Below are 18,688 nucleotides of genomic sequence, written 5' to 3'. Positions count from 1 at the left end.
CACCCGGGATTGACGGAACCTTCGGGTGGGTGTTCTGCGTCGCCACGCCCTCACCTGCGAACTTGTCACGCACGCGGCTCCGCATACGGCTGGACAGCTCGGCGATCCGAGGATTAAAGTGCTATCACTTTGCTAGACCAGCGACATCACCAATTGCGGCGGACATCACTCGCCGTATCTGGAGAAACGGGGACCCTTATGTCCGACCGGACAGCGGCCGACCGCACCACCGACCCCGGCGACGACCTCACCGTCGACGCCCCCCAGATGCCGCGGCCACAGGTCCGCGAGACCCCGGCGCACAGCATCCCGGGCGGCGTCGCCCTGCTGCTCACCGTCCTCGGCGTCGCACTGGGCATCGCCGTGATCATCGTCGGCGGCATACTCGGCTCCGGCGGCAACAACGCGGCCGGTGTGCCGATGGTCATCGTCGGCGTCCTGCTGCTGCTCGGCTCCTTCTTCTGTATGACCGGCGTGAAGATGGTCGCGCCCGGCGAGGCCCGGGTCATCCAGCTCTTCGGGCGGTACGTCGGCACCATCCGCACCGACGGACTGCGCTGGGTCAACCCGCTCACCACCGCCCGGAAGATCTCCACCCGGGTGCGCAACCACGAGACCGCGGTACTGAAGGTCAACGACGCCTACGGCAACCCGATCGAGCTGGCCTCGATCGTCGTCTGGCAGGTCGAGGACACCGCCCAGGCGCTCTTCGAGGTCGACGACTTCCTGGAGTTCGTCGCCACCCAGACCGAGGCGGCCGTCCGGCACATCGCGATCGAGTACCCCTATGACGCGCACGACGAGGACGCCCTGTCGCTGCGCGGCAACGCCGAGGAGATCACCGAGAAGCTCGCCCTCGAACTGACCGCCCGGGTCCAGGCCGCCGGCGTACGGATCATCGAGTCCCGCTTCAGCCACCTCGCCTACGCCCCCGAGATCGCCTCCGCGATGCTCCAGCGGCAGCAGGCCGGCGCGGTCGTGGCCGCCCGCCAGCAGATCGTCGAGGGTGCGGTCGGCATGGTCGAGCAGGCGCTGGAGCGGATCAGCGAACAGGGCATCGTCGAGCTGGACGAGGAGCGCAAGGCGGCCATGGTGAGCAATCTGATGGTGGTGCTGTGCGGCGACCGGGCCGCCCAGCCGGTCCTGAACACGGGCTCCCTCTACCAGTGAGCGAGCGGACCATCGAGTGGTGCGAGGCCGGGCGAAGCGAGGCTTGGGCATGAGCACCGACACTCCCGAGGGGGCCGGCGCCGAGCGCGAGCGGCCCCCCGCGCGCCGGCCGCAGCAGCGCAAGCAGGTGCTGCTGCGGCTGGACCCGTTGATCCATGACGCGCTGACGCGCTGGGCCGATGACGAGCTGCGCAGCGCCAACGCGCAGATCGAGTTCCTGCTGCGCAAGGCGCTGTCGGATGCGGGGCGGCTGCCCCGGGGGGCGGGGGCGATACCGCGGCGCGGGCGGCCACCCAAGGCGAAGGACCCGGACGGCGACCAGGACGGGCAGGGCGGACAGGGCGCCCGGAGCGACTAGACACCTCGTCTATACATTGCGCGTATACACCTGATGTAGAGTGCTCGGCATGCCCATCGGACACCCAGGGCGATGCCCCCTGCCCGCACTCCCGGAGGCCCACGCATGACCCCGGCCGGTTCCCTGCTCCACGCCAGCGCGCTGCGCAAGTCGTACGGCACCACCCCCGCCCTCGACGGCGCGGACTTCTCCCTGCACGCCGGCGAGGTCGTCGCCGTCATGGGCCCCTCCGGCTCCGGCAAGTCGACGCTGCTGCACTGCCTGGCCGGGATCATCGGCCCGGACTCCGGCACCGTCCACTACGGCAACCGCGAGCTGACCGCGATGAGCGACGCCGAGCGCAGCGCCCTGCGCCGCGCGGACTTCGGTTTCGTCTTCCAATTCGGCCAGTTGGTACCGGAGTTGACCTGTCTGGAGAATGTCGCGCTGCCGCTGCGGCTGACCGGCGCCAAGCGCAAGGAGGCCGAGGCCCGTTCGCTGGAGTGGCTGGAGCGCCTGGAGGTCGACACGGTCGCGGCCAAGCGGCCCGGTGAGGTCTCCGGCGGACAGGGCCAGCGGGTCGCGGTGGCGCGTGCGCTGGCCGGCACGCCCCGGGTGGTCTTCGCCGACGAGCCCACCGGCGCGCTCGACTCGCTCAACGGCGAACGTGTGATGACCCTGCTGACCAACGCCGCCCGCGACACCAGCGCCGCCGTCGTCCTGGTCACCCACGAGACCCGGGTCGCCGCCTACTCCGACCGCGAGGTCGTGGTCCGCGACGGCGTGGCCCGGGAAATGGTGGGCGCGGTATGAGGGCCCGCCATCTTGCCCTGGGCGTACGGTTCGCGGCCGGCGGCGGCCGCGAGGGCTGGATCCGGACGGTCCTGACGGCCGTCGGCGTGGCACTCGGTGTGATGCTGCTGCTCGCGGCGGCGTCGATTCCGCACGTCCTGGACGCCCGGCAGCAGCGCGGCGACGCCCGGACGGCCGTCGAGGGGGCGAAGCCGGTCGCGCGCTCCTCGGCGACCCTGCTGTACGCCCGCACCGAGACATCCTTCCGCGGCGATGCGATCACCGGCGCGCTGCTGCGCCCCGACGGGCCCGATGCGCCGGCCCCGCCCGGGGTGCGCGAACTGCCGCACAGCGGCGAGATGGTGGTCTCCCCGGCGCTGAAAGAGCTGCTCGCCTCACCGGAGGGAAAGCTGCTGCGCGAGCGGCTGCACTTCACGACGGTCGGCACCATCGGGCAGCCCGGGCTGGCCGGGCCGGGCGAACTGACGTACTACGCGGACAGCGACACCCTCTCCACCGCACACGGCGCCCATCGCCTCGCCCGCTTCGGCGTCGGGACGGAGGCGCCGCCGCTGAACCCGATGCTGCTCCTCACGATCATCGTGGCCTGTGTGGTGCTGCTGATGCCGGTGGCCATCTTCATCGCCACCGCGGTCCGCTTCGGCGGTGAGCGCCGCGACCGGCGGCTGGCCGCGCTCCGGCTGGTCGGCGCCGATGTCCCGATGGTGCGCTGGATGGCCGCCGGGGAGGCGCTGTTCGGTGCGCTCGTCGGGCTGCTGCTGGGGGCCGCGATGTTCCTGGCCCTACGGCAGTTCGTCGGCTCGGTCACCCTCTGGGGCGTCAGCGCCTTCCCCGGCGATCTGACCCCGCTGCCGGCGCTGGCGGCGCTGATCGCCGTCGCCGTCCCGCTGTGCGCCGTCGCCGTCACGCTCCTCGCGCTGCGCGGGGTGACCATCGAACCGCTGGGGATCGTACGGAACAACGCCGGCCGGCGGCGCCGGCTGTGGTGGCGGCTGCCGATCCCGGTCGCGGGTATCGCCCTGCTGCTGCTCAACGGCCGGGTCGACCGGGGCAACGGCGTGGTCAATCCGTATCTGATCGCGGGCGGCGCGGTGCTGGTCCTGTTCGGCATCACCCTGCTGCTGCCCTGGGTCGTCGAGGCGGTGGTGGCACGGCTCGGCGGCGGCCCGCTGCCCTGGCAGCTGGCCACCCGCCGGCTCCAGCTGGGCAGCGGCTCGGCGGCCCGCGCGGTCAGCGGGATCACCGTCGCGGTCGCCGGGGCCATCGCGCTACAGCTGTTCTTCTCCGCCATCCAGAGCGACTTCATGAAGGTCACCGGGCAGGACCCGAGCCGTGCGCAGCTGTCCCTCACGCTGCCGTCCGGTGATGTCGCGACGATCCGGAAGATGATGGCGCAGTTCCGCACCACCGAGGGCGTACGCGGGGTGATCGCGACCGTCGAGGCCTCCGCGTCCCGTCCCGGCCCGGTCCGCAAGGGGGAGGACTTCGCCCCGACCACCCAGGTCACCGTCGGCGACTGCCCCACCCTGAGCGAGCTGGCGCACACCGGTGCCTGCAAGGACGGCGATGTCTTCATCGTCAAGGACAACAGCGGGCTGGTCGACGACGACTATCTCTTCAAGACCGCGCGCCCCGGTGCCCAGGTGCTCTTCAACCGGGACCCGGAGACCGAGGAGTCCGACGGCGCACCGCGGCTGTGGACCCTTCCGAAGTCGGCCCGCACGGTCGACTCCCGCAAGGCCCCCTCGGGAGAGATGGTCTTCGGGATCTTCGCCACCCCCGGGGCGCTGGACACCACCGTGCTGGACGATCCGATGGCCCGCGCCATGGTGAAGACCGACCCGGCGGTGCCCGATGCGGCCGAGTACGTCCGCAACACCGCCGCCCGGATCGATCCGCAGATGCGCGTCATCACCCTGCAGAACCTGGAGCGGGACAAGCAGTACAACAGCGTGCGCACCGGGCTGCTGGTCGCGTCCACCGCGACCCTGGCGCTGATCGCCGCCAGCATGCTGGTGACGACGCTGGAGCAGCTGCGTGAGCGCCGCCGGCTGCTGTCCGTGCTGGTGGCCTTCGGCACCCGGCGGGCCACCCTCGGCTGGTCGGTCCTGTGGCAGACCGTCGTCCCGGTCGTCCTGGGGCTCGCCCTCGCGCTCGCGGGCGGCGCCGGGCTGGGCCTCGCGCTGCTGAACATGGCGGGCAAGACCACCTTCGACTGGTCGGTGGTCTGGCCGATGCTCGCGACCGGCGCCGGTCTGGTGCTGCTGGTCACTCTGTTCAGCCTGCCGCCGCTGTGGCGGATGATGCGCCCGGACGGGCTGCGTACGGAGTGATCCCGGCGGACCGGGGCGGTGCGCCCCGGGGCGCACCGCCCCGGTCCGCTATACAGCACGCGTATACACCAGCGATACACCCACGAGTAAGGTGGTCGGCATGTCAATCGGTCATACGCTGCTGGGCCTCCTGGAGTCCGGCCCCCGCCATGGCTACGACCTCAAGCGGGCCTTCGACGAACACTTCGGCCAGGACCGACCGCTGCACTACGGGCAGGTCTACTCCACGATGTCCCGGCTGCTGAAGAACGGCCTGGTCGAGGTGGACGGCGTGGAGGCCGGCGCCGGTCCCGAGCGCAAGCGGTACGCGATCACGGACGCCGGTATCACCGATGTCGCCCAGTGGCTGGCCCGCCCGGAGAAGCCCGAGCCGTATCTGCAGTCGACGCTCTACACCAAGGTCGTCCTGGCGCTGCTCACCGACCGCGACGCCGCCGAGCTGCTGGACACCCAGCGCGCCGAACATCTGCGGCTGATGCGCGGACTGACCGAGCGCAAGCGCACCGGCGACCTCGCCGACCAGCTGATCTGCGACCACGCGCTGTTCCATCTGGAGGCCGATCTGCGCTGGCTGGAGCTGACCGCCGCCCGGCTCGACAAGCTGGCGGAAGCGGTCCGTACATGACGCCGGAGGGATCCCTGCTCGCAGCGGAGGGGCTGTACAAGTCCTACGGGGTGACGCCGGCGCTGGACGGCGCGGAGTTCTCCATCCACCCCGGCGAGGTCGTCGCCGTCATGGGCCCCTCCGGCTCCGGCAAATCGACCCTGCTGCACTGCCTGGCCGGGATCATCAGCCCGGACTCCGGCACCGTCCGCTACGGCCCGCACACCCTCACCGGGATGAGCGACGCCCAGCGCAGCGCCCTGCGCCGTACCGAATTCGGCTTTGTCTTCCAATTCGGCCAGCTGGTGCCGGAGTTGACCTGTCTGGAGAATGTCGCGCTGCCGCTGCGGCTGAACGGCACCAAGCGCAAGGACGCCGAGCGGCAGGCCCGGGAGTGGATGGAGCGGCTGGAGGTCGAGTCCGTGCACGGCCAGCGGCCCGGTGAGATCTCCGGCGGTCAGGGCCAGCGGATCGCGGTCGCCCGCGCGCTCGCCACCCGGCCGCGGGTGATCTTCGCGGACGAGCCGACCGGCGCCCTGGACTCGCTCAACGGCGAACGGGTGCTGACCCTGCTGACCAACGCCGCCCGCGACACCAACGCCGCGGTCGTCCTGGTCACCCACGAGGCCCGGGTCGCCGCCTACTCCGACCGGGAGATCGTCGTCCGCGACGGCAAAGTGAAGGACATGCTGGCGGGCTTGATATGAGTCTGCTGCGCTCGCACGCCGGTGCCGACGGCGGGCGCGGCGGCGAACGCGCGCCCACCGCACCCGCGCCCCCGGGCCCGCGCGCCACCCCGCGCACCGGACCCGCCGGCTGGGCCCGTGACCTCGCGATGGGCATGCGGTTCGCGGCCGGCGGCGGCCGCGAGGGCTGGATCCGTACGGCGCTGACGGCCGCGGGCGTCGCCCTGGGTGTGGCCGTCCTGCTGCTCGGCTCGTCCGTGCCGACGCTGATGGACTCCTGGCACGGCCGGGAGAAGGCCCGCGAGAACCTCGGCCAGGCCCACGAGCCCCGGTCCGCCGACAACACCGTGCGCTACACCTCCGTCGACACCACCTTCCGCGGTGCGCCGATCCGCGGCCGGCTGGTGCGCCCGGACGGTGCGCATCCGCCCGTACCTCCGGGCATCCGCCAACTGCCCGGCCCCGGCCGGATGCTGGTCTCGCCGGCGCTCAAGGAGCTGCTGGACTCCCCCGAAGGCGCGCTGCTGCGCGACCGGCTGGACTACACGGTGGCCGGTGTCATCGGTGACGACGGCCTGCTCGGCCCGCAGGAGCTCACCTACTTCGCGCAGAGCGCCACCCTGGCCGCGCCCGACGGCTATCGCATCGACCACTTCGGCAAGAGCTGGGACCCGCAGCCGATGCGGGCACCCGCCGTGCTGCTCGTGATCATGACGTGTGTGGCGCTGATGATGCCGGTGATGGTCTTCATCGGCACCTCCGTACGGTTCGGCAACGAGCGCCGTGAGCGCCGGCTGGCCGCGCTCCGGCTGGTCGGCGCCGATGTGCGGATGACCCGCCGGATCGCCTCCGGCGAGGCGCTGTTCGGCTCGCTGCTGGGGCTGGCCGGCGGCGCCGTGCTGTTCCTGGGCGGCCGGCAGTTCGCCTCGGTCATCACACTGTGGGGCATCAATGTCTTCCCCTCGGACGTGGCCCCGGGCCCGCTCGCCACGGCGCTGATCGCCCTGCTCGTCCCGACGGCGGCGGTGCTGGTGACGCTGTTCGCGCAGCGCGGCATCACCGTCGAGCCGCTGGGCATCGTCCGCAACCGCCCGCCGATCCGCCGGCGGCTGTGGTGGCGGCTGGCGCTGCCCACCGTGGGCACCCTGCTGCTGGTGCCGCTGGTCTGGCAGCGGCCGTGGTCCGACACCCCGCTGAACACCATCCGGCTCGCGGCCGGTTCGATGCTGCTGCTGTTCGGTGTCACCGCGCTGCTGCCCTGGCTGGTGGACGCGGTGGTCGGCCGGCTGCGCGGCGGCCCGGTGCCCTGGCAACTGGCCGTCCGTCGCCTGCAGTTGAGCAGCGGCTCGGCCACCCGCGCGGTCAGCGGCATCACCGTCGCGGTGGCCGGCGCGATCGCCATCCATATGCTGCTGACCGGTATGCAGGCCGGTTACACCCAGGCGTACGCGGAGTCCGGCAAGCTCCCGCAGCTCGGTCTGTGGGGCAACTCCAAGGGCTGGCCGCAGACCCAGCGGGCGCTCGCCGCCCTGCGCGGGACCACCGGGGTGACGGCGGTCCGCGGCACGATCGAGGGCCTGGTCGTCCCGATGCCGCTCGCGGGCCGGGCCCCGGCCGACCGCGCCCAGGCGACGGTCGCCGTCGGCAGCTGCGCCGAGCTGCGCCACCTGGCCCGTCTGGGCTCCTGCCGGGACGGCGACGTGTTCCTCACCGACGTCCCGGCCCGGGACCGCGTCATCGCGCCCGGTGCGACCATCGACCTCAACGCCCCGCTCGCCGAGGGCGGCCCGGCGGCTCCGCACCCCTGGAAGATCCCCGGGACGGCCCGCACCGCCCGGCAGATCGCGCCCGGATACGGCCCCGGTACCTTCTCGTACGACCTGCTGGCCACCCCGTCCGCGCTCGACACGGGCCGGCTCAACGACCCCATGACGGAGATCAAGGTCGACTTCGACCGGGCCACCCCGGACGCGGTGGAGCACATCCGCAACACCGCGGCCCATATCGACCCGTCGCTGAACGAGTTCTCCGCGGTCGACAATCCGCACACCGCGCAGTACACCAGCGTCCGCAACGGCCTGTTCTTCGGCGCCGCCATCACCCTGCTGCTGATCGGCGCGGGCCTGATCATCTCCACCGTCGAGCAGCTCTACGAGCGCCGGCGGCTGCTGTCCACCCTCGATGCGTACGGCACCCGCCGCGCCACCCTCGGCTGGTCGGTGCTGTGGCAGACCACCCTTCCGGTCGTGCTCGGCCTGGGCCTCGCACTGGGCTGCGGGCTCGCGCTGGGGTCACTGCTGCTGTCGATGATCGACAGCGCGGTGATCGTGGACTGGCCCGTGGTGGCGGCGATGACCGGTATCGGCGGCGGCGTGATCCTCTTCGTGACGGTGCTGAGCCTGCCGCCGCTGTGGCGGATGATGCGGCCCGAGGGACTGCGGACGGAGTGAGCACACCGATACCCCCCAAGGGCCCGGCGGCCCGCCGCTGGTGCGCGGACCTCGCCATGGGCGCCCGGTTCGCCGTCACCGGCGGCCGCGAGGGCTGGATCCGTACGGCCCTGACGGCGCTCGGCGTCGGCCTGGGCGTCGCCGTCCTCCTGCTGGCCGCCGCCCTCCCCAACGCGCTGAACGCGGCCATGGACCGCCAGTGGGCCCGGGCCGCCGTCCCCGCCGTGGAAGGCACCGGCCCCTCGGACCACTCGCTGCTGACCGCCTCGCTGAACAGCGCCTACCGCGAGGTGCCGCTGCGAGGCCGGGTCGTACAGCCCGAAGGCCCGCACGCCCCCGTACCGCCGGGCCTGTCCCGACTGCCCGGCCCCGGCGAGCTCGCGGTCTCCCCCGCCCTCGCCGACCTGCTGTCCTCCCCCGACGGCGCACTGCTCAAGGGCCGCTTCCCGCATCTTCGGATCACGGCCGAGATCGGCGCCGCGGGCCTCACCCACCCCGGTGAACTCCTCTTCTACCAAGGCAGCGACGCCCTGCGGCGGTCCGTCGGCGGGGTCGAGCGGATCACCGCCTTCGGCGACCGCGGCGCCCCGTTCCGGACCAGCCCCCTGGTGGCGCTGGCGATCAGCGTGGGCTGTGTCGCGCTGCTCGCCCCCGTCGCCGTCTTCATCGCCACCGCCGTACGCTTCGGCGGCGAACGCCGCGACCGCAGGCTGGCCGCGCTCCGCCTGGTCGGCGCCGACCGCCTCACCACCCGCCGGATCGCCGCCGGCGAGGCGCTGGCCGGCGCCCTCCTGGGCCTGTTCACCGGCACCGCCCTCTTCCTCGCCCTGCGTATTCCGCTGGCGTCGCTCTCCGTCTTCAACTTCGGCGTCTTCCCCTCCGACGTCGTCCCCGACACCGCGCTGGGCGCCCTCGTCGCGCTGGCCGTCCCCCTCGGCTCGGTCGGCGTCACGCTGTTCACCATGCGACGGGTCACCGTCGAACCGCTGGGCGTGACCCGTGCGGCGCCGCCGCTGCGCCGCCGGCTGTGGTGGCGGACGCTGCTGCCGGCCGCCGGGGTGGCGCTGCTGCTGCCGTCGGCGATCGGCGGACTGCGCTCCGGCGACGCCGCCAACGCCCGGCTGATCCTGGGCACATCACTGCTTCTGCTGGGCGTCGCGGCGCTGCTGCCCTGGCTGCTGGAGGTCGCGGTGGCCCGCCTGGGCCGCGTCGGCCACGGCGGCCAGTCCTGGCAACTGGCCGTCCGGCGGCTCCAGTTGAGCAGCACCGCAGCCAGCCGTTCGGTCAGCGGCATCACCGTCGCGGTGGCCGGCGCCATCGCCGTACAGCTCCTGCTGACCAGCATCTGGAGCGACGGGCCCGAACAGCCCCGCTCCGCCACCGCGGGCACCGAGGTCAGCACCCGGGACGGCGCGGTGCCCGCCGCCCGGGTCCCCGAGATGCGCGCCCGGCTCCGCGCCACCGAGGGCGTCCTCGACGCCCGCACCCTGCTCACCGGCTACGCCGACACCGCCCGGCACCAACAGGCCATGGCACACGGCTCCTCCGCCGAGGACTTCGACCCCGAGCCCTACGCCCTGATCGTCGCCGACTGCCCCACCCTCCGCCGGACGGCCCACCTCACCACCTGCTCCGACGGCGATGTCTTCCTCACCGACGACCCCGAGGCCGCCCACCGCACCCCGCACCCCGGCGAACGGCTGGCCCTCGACCCGGTCGGCAGCCGCGCGGACCACCGGGCGCCCGCCACCTGGACGGTCCCCACGACCGCCCGCCGCGCCACCGTCGCCGACACCGGCCTGAGCCCCGGCCTCACCACCCCCGGCCTGCTCGCCACCCCCAAGGCCCTGGACCCCAACCTCCTCCGCCGCCCCGGCATTTCCGTTCTGCTGCGTCTGGACCCGGCCCGCCCCGACGCCGTCGACCACGTCCGCAACACCGCCGCCCGCATCGACATCCGGGCCGACGTGGTCACCTACACCACCGACACCGGCAACGAGGCCGTCGACCTCACCCGCCGCGGCCTGACCGCCGGCGCCGCCGCCGTACTCCTGCTGATCGGCTCCGGCCTGCTGATCACAACCGTCGACCAACTCCGCGAACGCGCCCGCCTGTTGTCCGCGCTCGACGCCCTGGGCACCCCCCGCGCCCTGCTCGGCCGCTCGGTCCTGTGGCAGACCGCCGTCCCCGTCGCCCTGGGCCTGACCCTGGCGATCACCTGCGGCCTCGCCCTCGGCGCACTCCTGGTCCACACGGCCGGCCGCCCCCTGCACCCCGACTGGTGGGCCATCCTCACGATCACCGGCACCGCGGCAGCCGTCATCCTGGGCGTCACCGCCCTCTCCCTGCCGCTGCTGTGGCGCCTGATGCGGCCCGACGGCCTGCGCACGGAGTGAACCTGCGAGATCATTTCCCCGGCACCGCCACACCCACCGCCGCCCGGCCGCCCGGCCGGCGCCGCGCCAACTACTCAACGGGGGACCCCATATGCGCAAACTCGTCTACTGCATCGCCGCCACCCTCGACGGTTTCATCGCCGGCCCGGACGGCGCGGATCCCACCGGCCCCGACGGCTTCTGGCCGATCTCCGAGGACTACCTCCAGCACCTGATCACCGAGCTCCCGGAGATCCTGCCCGTCCACGCCCGGTCGGCGCTCGGCGTCACCGCCGAGGGCACCCGCTTCGACACCGTCCTGGAAGGCCGCCGCACCTACGAGATCGGCCTCGCGGCCGGCCTCACCGACGCCTATCCGCACCTGCGGCACATCGTCTTCTCCCGGACCCTGCGGCAGAGCCCCGACCCGGCGGTGGAGCTGGTGGCCACCGACCCGGTCGCGACGGTACGCGAGCTGAAGAGCCGGCCCGGCAAGGACATCTGGCTGATGGGCGGCAGCGAACTCGCCGGCGCCCTCTACCCGGAAATCGACCAGCTCCTCATCAAGCTGGGCCCGCTCACCCTCGGCAACGGCATCCCCCTCTTCTCCCGGGACACCACCTTCGACCCGCGCACCTGGGAGCTGACCGAGCACACGGTCCTCAAGAGCGGGGCGGCGTTCTTGACGTATACGCGGGCGGCCGAGGCGTAGCGATTACGGGCGACACCCACGAACGGACGAAGGCGGTCGTACAAGACGTGTGCGGCCGCCTTTGCCTACGATGATGGCCTCGACACCAGCCAACGGGAGGCATCTGATGTCTGCAGCACCCGTCGAGCCACCGCACCAGGACGAGCCGCTGACGCAGCTCGCCGTGGCGAACAGGCTCATGGAGCAGAACCCGGGCCACCGCGTCGAGATCATCGGAGGCGTCATCGTCGTGACCCCACCACCGAACGTTCCTCACGAGCGGGCGCTGAAGAAGATCGCGGCCCCCTTGGCCGCAGCAGGCCTGGACGACGGCGAGGAATCGGAGGTGTTCCAGGGGATCGGTGTATGGCTGCCGGACGGCCCCGAGGACTACGCCATCCCGGATCTGTGCCTGGTCGACGCCGATATCGACGATCACAAGATCACAAACAATTGCTACGACCCCGCGGCCTTCCGCTTGGTCCTCGAAGTCACGTCGAACAACTACAACAACGATCTCAAGGCGAAGGTCATTGCCTACGCCAACGCCAAGATTCCCGTCTACGTGATCATCGACCGCAAGCACAACCGCATCCACGTTCTCACCGATCCGGCCCAGAACGGGTACGACAGCCATCGGGTCCACGCCCCGGGCGAGCAGATCACCCTTCCTCCCTCCATCGGCGCCGAGGTCAAGCTCGACGTCGAGGCGCTGCTCAAGGCCGGGCAGCCGCGAGCCTGACCCTCACCCCTTCGCAATCCGCACCGGCAACCCCCGCAACGCCCCCCGCAGCGCCTCCGCGAACTCCTCGAACTCCCCCTGGCGCGCGGCGCCCGTGCGCATGGCCAGGGCGATCGTCCGGGAGGGGGCCGGGTCCGCGAAGTAGCCGGTGGTGAGGTGGTCGTTGCGGCCGGTCTCGACCCGTAGCGCGGTCCGCGGCAGCAGCGTCACCCCGAGCCCGCCGGCCACCAACTGCACCAGCGTGGACAGGCCCGCCGCGCTCGTCGTGACCGGGGTGTTCTCGTCCCTCCCGGCCTCCCGGCAGATGTCCAGGGCCTGGTCGCGCAGGCAGTGCCCCTCGTCGAGCAGCAGCAGATCCAGTTCCTGGAGGGCCTGGCGCGGAATGTCGCCGCGGCCGCCCAGCCAGTGCTCCTTGGGGGCGACCAGCACGAAGTCCTCGTCGAAGAGCGGGAGTTCGGTGACCTGGGGGACGCCGAGCGGCACGGCGAGCAGCAGCAGGTCGAGGCGTCCGTGGGCCAGGCCGTCCAGGAGGGATGCGGTCTGCTCCTCGTGCACCTGGAGGTCCAGGTCGGGATAGGTCTCGTGGACCAGCCGCAGCACGGCCGGCAGCAGATACGGCGCGACGGTCGGGATCACACCGAGCCGCAGCACGCCGGTGAACGGCGCACGGGCCGCCTCCGCCTCCTCCATCAGATCCCCGACGGCCTCCAGGACCGTACGGGCCCGGGCCGCCAGCCGCTCCCCCGCGGGCGACAGCAGCACCTTGCGCGTCGTACGCTCCACCAGCTGCACCCCGAGCGCTTCCTCCAGTGCGGAGACCGCCCCGGACAGCGCGGGCTGGCTCATACCGATCTCGGCCGCCGCCTCGCGGAAATGCAGATGCTCGGCCACCGCCACGAACGCCCGCAGCTGGGCCAGGCTGGGCTGGCGGGGCCGTCCGCCCTGACTCACGGGTGACACCACTGATAACCACCTCCGATCAACATCAACCAGTCTAGCTATTTCCCTGATCAATGCCTGCTATGGCACTGTGTAACCCGTCCAAGCCTCAAGGAAAGTCCTCAAAAGGGACTTTTTGTGCAACAAGGAGAGCGCGTGCTCACTGTCGGTGACAAGTTCCCCGAGTTCGACCTGACTGCCTGTGTCTCGATGGAGAAGGGCAAGGAGTTCGAGCAGATCAACCACAAGACCTACGAGGGCAAGTGGAAGATCGTCTTCGCATGGCCCAAGGACTTCACCTTCGTGTGCCCGACCGAGATCGCCGCCTTCGGCAAGCTGAACGACGAGTTCGCCGACCGTGACGCCCAGATCCTCGGCTTCTCCGGCGACTCCGAGTTCGTGCACCACGCCTGGCGCAAGGACCACCCGGACCTGACCGACCTGCCCTTCCCGATGCTGGCCGACTCGAAGCACGAGCTCATGCGTGACCTCGGCATCGAGGGCGAGGACGGCTTCGCGCAGCGCGCCGTCTTCATCGTCGACCAGAACAACGAGATCCAGTTCACGATGGTGACCGCCGGCTCCGTCGGCCGTAACCCCAAGGAGGTCCTCCGGGTCCTCGACGCTCTCCAGACGGACGAGCTGTGCCCGTGCAACTGGAGCAAGGGCGAGGACACCCTCGACCCGGTCGCTCTCCTCTCGGGCGAGTGAGCTGATCTGAGATGGCTCTCGACGAACTGAAGTCCGCCGTACCGGACTACGCCAAGGACCTCAAGCTGAACCTCGGTTCGGTGATCGGCAACAGCGACCTGCCGCAGCAGCAGCTGTGGGGCACCGTCCTGGCCTGCGCGATCGCCTCGCGCTCGCCGAAGGTGCTGCGCGAGCTGGAGCCGGAGGCCAAGGCCAACCTCTCCGCCGAGGCGTACACCGCCGCCAAGTCGGCCGCCGCCATCATGGCGATGAACAACGTCTTCTACCGGACCCGGCACCTGCTGTCGGACCCGGAGTACGGCAACCTGCGCGCCGGTCTGCGGATGAATGTCATCGGCAACCCGGGCGTGGACAAGGTCGACTTCGAGCTGTGGTCGCTGGCCGTCTCAGCCATCAACGGCTGCGGTATGTGCCTGGACTCGCACGAGCAGGTGCTGCGCAAGGCCGGTGTGGACCGCGAGACGATCCAGGAGGCCGTCAAGATCGCGTCCGTCCTCCAGGCCGTCGGCGCGACCCTGGACGCCGAGGCCGCGCTCGCCGAGTAATTCGGCCGGCCGGTCGGCCGGTTGACCGGTGGCCCGGTCGACCGCCGCGTACGTTGAACCCCGCAGACAGGACGTCTGCGGGGTTCAGTGCGTCGGGGCGCCGGGCGGCCAGGGCCCGACAGGCCCTAGTCCCGCGACTCCTCGGCGGCGCGCGTCGCCGGGGGCAGAGTCGGCGCCACCCCGAGCGCGGTGGCGCCGCGTGGGGCCACCGACATCCGTAGCGCCTGTTCCCTGGAGTGCGACCGCAGATAGCCGACGACGGTGTTGGTGACCGCCACCAGCGGGACCGCGACGACCGCGCCGCCGATGCCCGCGGTCAGGCCGCCCGCGGCGACCGACAGGATCACCGCGAGCGGGTGGACGCGGACCGCCCGGCCCAGGATGAACGGCTGGAGGACATGGCCCTCGATCTGCTGGACGGCCAGGACGACCGCCAGCACCATCAGGGCCTGGAACACGCCCTGGGTGACGAGCGCGACGACACATGCCAGTGCGCCCGAGACCACCGCGCCGATCAGCGGGATGAAGGCGAACAGGAAGATGAAGACGGCGAGCGGGACGGCGAGCGGCACATTGAGGAAGTAGAGGCCGATGCCGATGAAGATGGCGTCGATGAGGGCGACGATGACCGTGCCGCGTACATAGGCGGTCAGCGTCCGCCAGGCCCGCGGCCCGGCGCCCGCCACACCCTCACGGGCCGCGCCCGGGACCAGCTTGAGCAGCCACTCCCAGATCCGCCGCCCGTCGTAGAGCAGGAAGAGGGTGGTGAACATCGCGAGCAGGATGCCGGTGAACACTTCGAGGACGACGGTGACGCCCTCCAGGCCGGCCGAGGTGATCGCCTCGGTGTTGGCGCCGATCGCGTCCTGCAGATTCTTGGCGATGCTGTTGATCTGACCCTCGGTCACATGGAACGGGCTCTTCAGCAGCCAGCCCTTGAGCTCGGTGATGCCCTCCTGGATGCGGCTGGAGACCGAGTCGATGTTGTCCTGGACCTGCCACACCACGAACCAGCCGACCAGGCCCATGATGACGAACCCGCCGATGAAGGTCAGCGTGGTGGCCAGCCCGCGCGGCAGCCCGCGCCGGCGCAGCCACCCCACGGTGGGCTGCAACAGCGCGGTGATCAGCGTCGCCGCGGTGAAGGACAGCACGACCAGTTCGATGGTGGTGATGACGCGTGCGAGCACCCACAGCGTGGCCGCCAGCACCAGCAGCCGCCAGCCCACCTCGGCGGCGACGCGTACGCCCCACGGCACCGCCGCGACCGGGTCGGGGCGGGCCGCGACGGCCGGCGCGTAGGCGGGCGGCGCCGGCACGGACTCCGGCGGACGGGCGGCCGGGGCCGCATGCTCCGTGCCGTCATGCGGCACACCGTCCACCGTCTTCGGCACCTGTGTACGGGGCGTGGTGAGGATGCCCACCGCACCGTCACCCACCGGACCGTCTCCCACCGAGCCGGCGGCCGCAGGCGCGTCCGCGTGCCCGGCACGCCTCAGCTCTTCCGGGTCGTCGGCCTCCGCCGCAGCCTCCGCGCGGCGGCGCTGCTCCTCCAGCCGCTGCGAGAGCCGCGTCAGACCGGCACCGAGGCCACCGACCCACTGAGGCAATCTGGACATGTCCTTCCTCTTCCCCTCCCACGCACCACGAACTGTCGGCACGACGTTACCTGTGCCGGATACGCGAAACCCCCGACGCTGTCGCGTTCGGGGGTTTCGGAAGTGCCGGTGCTGGGCCGACGGGCCTAGTACCAGCTGTTGGCCTGCCAGAACGACCAGGCGCCACAGGGGCTGCCGTAGCGGTCGTTCATGTAGTTGAGGCCCCACTTGATCTGGGTGGCCGGGTTGGTCTGCCAGTCGGAGCCGGCCGAGGACATCTTGGAGCCGGGCAGCGCCTGGACGAGTCCGTAGGCGCCCGAGGAGGCGTTGGTGGCACGGTAGTTCCAGCCGGACTCGTGGTCCACGATGTTGCTGAAGCACTGGAACTGGTCGCTTGCCATCATCTGACGCGCCATGGACTGCGTCTCAGCGACGGAGTACGAGCCCTTGACGGTGAAGTCGCTCGCGTCGCGCGCCGCGGAGCGGGACGCGGCCAGCGCCTTCTCCTTGCGCGCGTCGGCGTCCTTCTTCGCCTTCGCCTCGTCCGCTGCGTCCTTCTTGGACTGCGCGGTCTCCGCAGCTGCCTTACGGGCCGACTCCTGTGCCGACTTCAGGGCTGCCGCATCCGCCTGGGTGGACTGGTCGTCCGCCTGCTGCGTCAGGGAAGCCGTCTGCACCTGGGCCTGTGCGCCCGCGGGGATATCAGCGATCGTCGCATCGGCAGCGGCTGCCTCGGTGTTGCCTACCGAGGCGGGCTGCCCTGCAGCGACGCCGACTACGGCGCCGACGGTGGTGACCGCGGTGGCGGATGCCACGGCGAATCCCCGGACCGAGATCCGGCTCACACGTTTTCCTTCCAGCATCGCCCGCATAGGTGACCTCGCGGACGCAATCGTGCCCCTGGCGCTGGTCTCCCCTTGTTCCGGGCCCTGTTGAGCGGGCGGGACCGGCTGGTCACGGGAGGCACTGGCCCGGTACGTCCCCCTGGGGGTCCGCGTGGTGCTCGGGCGGCATACGGCGACTCACTATGAAGTTCGCTTGCTCTACGCACCGCTGGGGGTGCTGGATGCCGTATGCGGGGCCTGACAGGACCCAGACTCTGCCCGAACGGGCTACCGGGAATCAATTCCCCGACGGGTGTGAAAGCTCACACCTCGTTTACGCCTCAAGATTTTCGGATATTCGAGCGCAGCAGAACGCCGCCCGGTTAAGCTCCTTGGCTTCACCGGGCGGCGCGTGGTTCACAACGGGTCAGATCCTGCCGTCCTCCAGCATTTCGGTCACCAGCGCCGCGATCGGCGACCGCTCCGAGCGGTTCAGCGTGACGTGGGCGAACAGCGGATGCCCCTTCAGCTTCTCGACGACCGCGACCACGCCGTCGTACCGCCCGACCCGCAAATTGTCCCGCTGTGCGACGTCATGGGTCAGTACGACCCGGGAGTTGGCGCCGATACGGGACAGAACCGTCAAAAGGACGTTCCGTTCCAGCGACTGGGCCTCGTCCACGATGACGAACGCATCGTGCAGCGACCGTCCGCGGATATGGGTCAGCGGCAGCACCTCCAACATGCCGCGCCCCACCACCTCTTCGATGACGTCCTTGGTGGTCACCGCGGACAGCGTGTCGAAGACGGCCTGGGCCCAGGGGCTCATCTTCTCCGCCTCGCTGCCCGGCAGATAGCCCAGCTCCTGCCCGCCGACGGCGTACAGCGGGCGGAACACCATCACCTTGCGGTGCTGCCGGCGCTCCAACACGGCCTCCAGGCCCGCGCACAGCGCCAGCGCCGACTTGCCCGTGCCTGCCCGCCCACCCATCGAGACAATGCCGACGTCCGGGTCCAGCAGCAGATCCAGCGCGATCCGCTGCTCGGCGCTGCGACCGTGGATCCCGAACGCCTCCCGGTCGCCCCGCACCAGCCGGACCGCACCCTCCGCGGTGACCCGGCCGAGCGCCTTGCCGCGCTCGGACTGCAGCACAAGTCCGGTATGTACCGGAAGTTCGGAGACTCCCGGTACGTGAGCGGTCTCGTCGGCGAACAGGTCGTCGACCTGCTCGGCGGAGACGGTCAGCTCGGCCATCCCCGTCCAGCCGGATTCGGTGATCGCCAGCTCGGCGCGGTACTCCTCGGCCAGCAGCCCGACCGAGGACGCCTTGATGCGCAGCGGCAGGTCCTTGGAGACGACCGTGACGTCGTACCCCTCGGCCTGCAGATTGCGCGCCACCGCGAGGATCCGCGAGTCGTTGTCGCCGAGCCGGAAGCCCGCGGGAAGTACCCCGGGGTCGGAGTGGTTCAGTTCGACCCGGAGTGTCCCGCCGAGATCCCCGATGGGGATGGGCGAGTCCAGCCGCCCGAACTGCACCCGGTACTCGTCCAGCAGGCGCAGCGCCTGCCGCGCGAAGTAGCCGAGCTCGGGATGGTGCCTTTTGGCCTCCAGCTCCGTGACCACCACGACCGGCAGCACAACCTCGTGCTCGTCGAAGCGGGCCATGGCGCCTGGATCCGCCAGCAGCACACTGGTGTCGAGGACATAAGTACGCCGGTCGTTCTCACGGCGCTGCTTGCTGTTCACCACGGGTGGACGAACCCCCTCGGATGAGGTTGGGGTGCGACGGCGTCGCGGGGCGGTGTTCTCCTGGGGACTCCGCTCTCCCAGCAACCGCTGGGCGGCGTCCCCAGGACCCCCGGCCATCTA

16 protein-coding genes are annotated in these 18,688 nt (G+C 71.3%); 12 read left to right on the top strand and 4 right to left on the bottom strand.

Going from position 1 to position 18,688, the window contains the following annotated elements:
• Positions 1-198: 198 nt before the first annotated feature.
• From KI385_RS28945 to KI385_RS28900, 10 genes are all read left to right on the top strand, one after another.
• A complete protein-coding gene (locus tag KI385_RS28945; protein WP_238575079.1) occupies positions 199-1,170 on the top strand; it encodes an SPFH domain-containing protein in 972 nt (323 codons plus the stop codon).
• A gap of 49 nt (positions 1,171-1,219) precedes the next feature.
• Positions 1,220-1,528 (top strand): type II toxin-antitoxin system antitoxin, encoded by a 309-nt coding sequence (locus KI385_RS28940; RefSeq protein WP_238575078.1) that lies wholly within the window; start codon positions 1,220-1,222, stop codon positions 1,526-1,528.
• Between the two features lie 105 nt (positions 1,529-1,633).
• Positions 1,634-2,320 carry an ABC transporter ATP-binding protein gene (locus tag KI385_RS28935; RefSeq protein ID WP_238575077.1) on the top strand — a complete coding sequence of 229 codons (687 nt, stop codon included), beginning with the start codon at positions 1,634-1,636 and terminating at the stop codon, positions 2,318-2,320.
• Positions 2,317-4,653 carry an ABC transporter permease gene (locus tag KI385_RS28930; protein WP_238575076.1) on the top strand — a complete coding sequence of 779 codons (2,337 nt, stop codon included), beginning with the start codon at positions 2,317-2,319 and terminating at the stop codon, positions 4,651-4,653. The genes KI385_RS28935 and KI385_RS28930 overlap by 4 nt, the downstream gene beginning before the upstream one ends.
• 100 nt (positions 4,654-4,753) lie before the next feature.
• A complete protein-coding gene (locus KI385_RS28925; RefSeq protein WP_238575075.1) occupies positions 4,754-5,278 on the top strand; it encodes a PadR family transcriptional regulator in 525 nt (174 codons plus the stop codon).
• Positions 5,275-5,964, top strand: a complete 690-nt coding sequence (locus KI385_RS28920; RefSeq protein ID WP_238575074.1) for an ABC transporter ATP-binding protein — start codon at positions 5,275-5,277, stop codon at positions 5,962-5,964. The genes KI385_RS28925 and KI385_RS28920 overlap by 4 nt, the downstream gene beginning before the upstream one ends.
• Positions 5,961-8,393 carry an FtsX-like permease family protein gene (locus KI385_RS28915; protein ID WP_238575073.1) on the top strand — a complete coding sequence of 811 codons (2,433 nt, stop codon included), beginning with the start codon at positions 5,961-5,963 and terminating at the stop codon, positions 8,391-8,393. Before KI385_RS28920 ends, KI385_RS28915 begins: the two co-directional genes overlap by 4 nt.
• Positions 8,390-10,789 carry an FtsX-like permease family protein gene (locus KI385_RS28910; RefSeq protein ID WP_342593477.1) on the top strand — a complete coding sequence of 800 codons (2,400 nt, stop codon included), beginning with the start codon at positions 8,390-8,392 and terminating at the stop codon, positions 10,787-10,789. The genes KI385_RS28915 and KI385_RS28910 overlap by 4 nt, the downstream gene beginning before the upstream one ends.
• Before the next feature lie 91 nt (positions 10,790-10,880).
• Entirely contained in the window at positions 10,881-11,480 is a 600-nt protein-coding gene (locus KI385_RS28905; protein WP_238575072.1) for a dihydrofolate reductase family protein, read from the top strand.
• Between the two features lie 106 nt (positions 11,481-11,586).
• Positions 11,587-12,201 (top strand): Uma2 family endonuclease, encoded by a 615-nt coding sequence (locus KI385_RS28900; RefSeq protein WP_238575071.1) that lies wholly within the window; start codon positions 11,587-11,589, stop codon positions 12,199-12,201.
• Between the two features lie 3 nt (positions 12,202-12,204).
• On the opposite strand, the gene KI385_RS28895 is transcribed toward KI385_RS28900, so the two are convergent.
• Positions 12,205-13,164, bottom strand: coding sequence for a LysR substrate-binding domain-containing protein (locus KI385_RS28895; protein WP_128507623.1), 960 nt, complete (start codon positions 13,162-13,164; stop codon positions 12,205-12,207).
• Between the two features lie 132 nt (positions 13,165-13,296).
• Between KI385_RS28895 and KI385_RS28890 the strand changes: the two genes are divergently transcribed.
• The gene (locus KI385_RS28890; protein WP_128507620.1) at positions 13,297-13,851 is read left to right on the top strand and encodes a peroxiredoxin; all 555 of its coding nucleotides are present in this window, start codon (positions 13,297-13,299) and stop codon (positions 13,849-13,851) included.
• A gap of 11 nt (positions 13,852-13,862) precedes the next feature.
• Positions 13,863-14,396, top strand: coding sequence for an alkyl hydroperoxide reductase (locus KI385_RS28885; RefSeq protein WP_128507618.1), 534 nt, complete (start codon positions 13,863-13,865; stop codon positions 14,394-14,396).
• A 125-nt stretch (positions 14,397-14,521) separates the two neighbouring features.
• On the opposite strand, the gene KI385_RS28880 is transcribed toward KI385_RS28885, so the two are convergent.
• The 3 genes from KI385_RS28880 to phoH2 form a co-directional block, all read right to left on the bottom strand.
• Complete coding sequence (locus KI385_RS28880) at positions 14,522-16,015, bottom strand: AI-2E family transporter (RefSeq protein WP_238575070.1); 1,494 nt, start codon at positions 16,013-16,015, stop codon at positions 14,522-14,524.
• A gap of 125 nt (positions 16,016-16,140) precedes the next feature.
• Positions 16,141-16,839 carry an aggregation-promoting factor C-terminal-like domain-containing protein gene (locus tag KI385_RS28875; protein WP_425356970.1) on the bottom strand — a complete coding sequence of 233 codons (699 nt, stop codon included), beginning with the start codon at positions 16,837-16,839 and terminating at the stop codon, positions 16,141-16,143.
• A gap of 406 nt (positions 16,840-17,245) precedes the next feature.
• The gene (gene phoH2, locus KI385_RS28870; RefSeq protein WP_238575068.1) at positions 17,246-18,568 is read right to left on the bottom strand and encodes an RNA 5'-3' helicase PhoH2; all 1,323 of its coding nucleotides are present in this window, start codon (positions 18,566-18,568) and stop codon (positions 17,246-17,248) included.
• Positions 18,569-18,688: the final 120 nt, after the last annotated feature.

This window comes from Streptomyces inhibens, from assembly GCF_022221585.1.
GTDB classification, from domain to species: Bacteria; Actinomycetota; Actinomycetes; order Streptomycetales; family Streptomycetaceae; genus Streptomyces; species Streptomyces inhibens.
The sequence above is the reverse complement of the archived record's forward strand: the minus strand, read 5'-3'. Positions and strand labels throughout refer to the sequence as shown.